Origin of the sequence: Paenochrobactrum glaciei, assembly GCF_039522165.1 — a bacterium.
GTDB classification, from domain to species: Bacteria; Pseudomonadota; Alphaproteobacteria; order Rhizobiales; family Rhizobiaceae; genus Paenochrobactrum; species Paenochrobactrum glaciei.
On the sequence record NZ_BAAADE010000033.1, the window covers coordinates 1 to 2,175 of the forward strand.

The following is a 2,175-nucleotide window of genomic DNA, read 5'->3' on the forward strand; positions in this document are numbered from 1 at the left end:
TTAAGCATCATGTCATCCCCAACGCGTCCATGTAGAGCTGGATCATGGCTTCCTCTTCTTGGCGCTCATGATCTTCCTTCTTACGTAGCTTGATGATTTCCTTGAAAGCCTTCACGTCAAAGCCGCTGCCCTTGACCTCGGCAACCAGCTCTTTCTGATCGTCGCTGATTGCCTTCTTTTCCTCGTCCAATCTCTCATATCGTTCAATAAAAGCGCGAAGCTGGCCGGTTGCGATGGTCTGGGCTGTTTCCGTTGTGATGTCGTCAGTCATGTTTTCCTATCTTCTCGCCTGTCTCAGGCGTTTGTAATCGTTAATTTGCTGCGTTCTTTCAGTGTGGATCAGGCGCTCAACCTCAAACTCGGCCTTTCCAAGAGCAGCTGCAATTTCAATTGTATTGAAGCCCATACGGAACAGGTCGAGTGCGTTCATGCTGCTCCTACCTGTTTAAATGTGTCTTTGATTGGCTGATCTGGGATGTCAGCAAAACGAGCATTTGAAGCTGCCTGAGGCACCACAGTTGGCAACGGGCTATAAACGGCTCCAGTCTTCGCACACCAAACGGAACCAACCGGATAGTCACGCTTACCGCTGGAAACCCATGTGCCGTGATCAATGCCAGTCGCAAGAACTGAGCGACCTTTCGTATTATCGACTTTGGATCTATTACGGTGACGAACTACGGCTTCTGCCTTTGCCTTCTCGACTTCACGGACATAGGCCATGCTGTCGAGGATTGGCTTCATCACTCTCTCGCATTCCCTGCGAAGCTCTGGTGGTGACGGTAGGAAGCCGTGTTGTAGTTCTGAGTGCCCCTGAATGATGTTCTGCACGGCAACCTCAAGACTGTGACGGCTGACGCCATGCAATGCACGGAAATAAACTGCTTTGAAAAGCGTACGGTCACTTTGAACCCGCGAAGGCAACGCGGAGAGGATGTACATTGCTTTCGAAATGTCCTCCTCCGAAACCAACATCGAGTATGTTTGATTGGTGGCCATCTGGTTCATTTCGTAAAACTCCTCGTTCAATCAGTTCATCACGCCAAATATCGGTAGCTGTTTCACCTCGGCGACGTGGCGGGTCTGATCGGTGTGGTGAGAATTTCGGCTGATCTTCATCCAGCCAGCATTGGCCGTTCAGCCATGTGGATGCGTGTTTCGTGTATTCTGGGTTTTCACCGTTGCGAGCGGCGGCATACCGGCTCAAGCCAGCAAGGATTGGTTCGAGACCAACCTGCTTACGAGCAGTGCGGAATGCTTTGAGAGCCTGTCCCTTCCCGACTTTGCGTGGATAGGATGGCCAAAACTCATTTTCGAATTCCTGATCGACCGATTTGACCGATACATCTGAACGTAGTGAAGATGTATTAACTGGTGTATTGGTGTCTTTAGTGCGTTGCTCTTGCGTTTTCGCTGCGTTTTCTGTGCGTTCAACTTCCTGATAATGTGCATAATTACAAATAGTTACTTGCGTTTTTCCTGCGTTGGTTTTTTGAACGATCATTTCGTGTTTTTCGAGCAGTTTTAAGAAGCTGCGAACACGGTAATCCGACTTCCAACGCCACTCTTTTTGCAGTTGGCGGAGGGTCACAAAAAGACTGCCAGCCTGTACATCATGCAAGTCCATGCCAATACGATGCTTGGTGTCCTTCCATGCCGCATGGGCTATGAGCCACAACCAAGCTTCACGCTCTGTCAAAGGTTCGGCTTGAAATAGCTCATGGTCGAAGATAGCTGTCTGAACTCTAATCCACCTACTCATGCCGCACTCCTGTTTCTGGAAGCTGCTGCTGAATAATCGTGAACGGCCTGACGAAGCGCACGGCAAAGCCCTTCCTGCTCCTCTACCTCATGAAAAGGGCGAGGATTTTTGCCTCTGGCGTGTGTCTTGATCCATAGTTCTTTGCTGTACAGCATCTTCTGCATGGCAAAGGCCATATCGTTGTGGCTGATCCTATCTTGCATGTGTCACCCGATAGGTTGATGTGCCCTCGCCTTCAAAAGAAGTACGAACTGGCTTGCAATAAAGCGGCACCTTCAGTTCCTGTGTCATTCTTTTAACTCCGGACAGATCCATTCAGCTGCACCAGCAGCCCAAGTTCTAAAGCTCACCGCAATCTTGTGCCTTTGCGCGAACGACAGCCAACGCAGCAATACGGGCGGTTTCGGCGCGGT

General features: G+C 50.1%; 4 protein-coding genes. All 4 read right to left on the reverse strand.

Translation table 11 applies throughout. The features are described 5' to 3' along the window. Nucleotides 1-7: 7 nt before the first annotated feature. Nucleotides 8-271 (reverse strand): DUF2312 domain-containing protein, encoded by a 264-nt coding sequence (locus ABDZ76_RS17480; protein ID WP_343808621.1) that lies wholly within the window; start codon nt 269-271, stop codon nt 8-10. Between the two features lie 6 nt (nt 272-277). Next, the gene (locus ABDZ76_RS17485; RefSeq protein ID WP_343808624.1) at nt 278-430 is read right to left on the reverse strand and encodes a hypothetical protein; all 153 of its coding nucleotides are present in this window, start codon (nt 428-430) and stop codon (nt 278-280) included. Then, entirely contained in the window at nt 427-747 is a 321-nt protein-coding gene (locus ABDZ76_RS17490) for a hypothetical protein (protein WP_343808627.1), read from the reverse strand. Before ABDZ76_RS17490 ends, ABDZ76_RS17485 begins: the two co-directional genes overlap by 4 nt. 154 nt (nt 748-901) lie before the next feature. Next, nucleotides 902-1,762, reverse strand: a complete 861-nt coding sequence (locus tag ABDZ76_RS17495; protein ID WP_343808630.1) for a hypothetical protein — start codon at nt 1,760-1,762, stop codon at nt 902-904. Nucleotides 1,763-2,175: the final 413 nt, after the last annotated feature.

Excerpts from the sequence above, each read along its gene's own strand:
- ABDZ76_RS17480 (WP_343808621.1), bottom strand. The coding sequence starts at position 271 with ATGACTGACGACATCACAACGGAAACAGCCCAGACCATCGCAACCGGC.
- ABDZ76_RS17485 (WP_343808624.1), bottom strand. The coding sequence starts at position 430 with ATGAACGCACTCGACCTGTTCCGTATGGGCTTCAATACAATTGAAATT.
- ABDZ76_RS17495 (WP_343808630.1), bottom strand. The coding sequence starts at position 1,762 with ATGAGTAGGTGGATTAGAGTTCAGACAGCTATCTTCGACCATGAGCTA.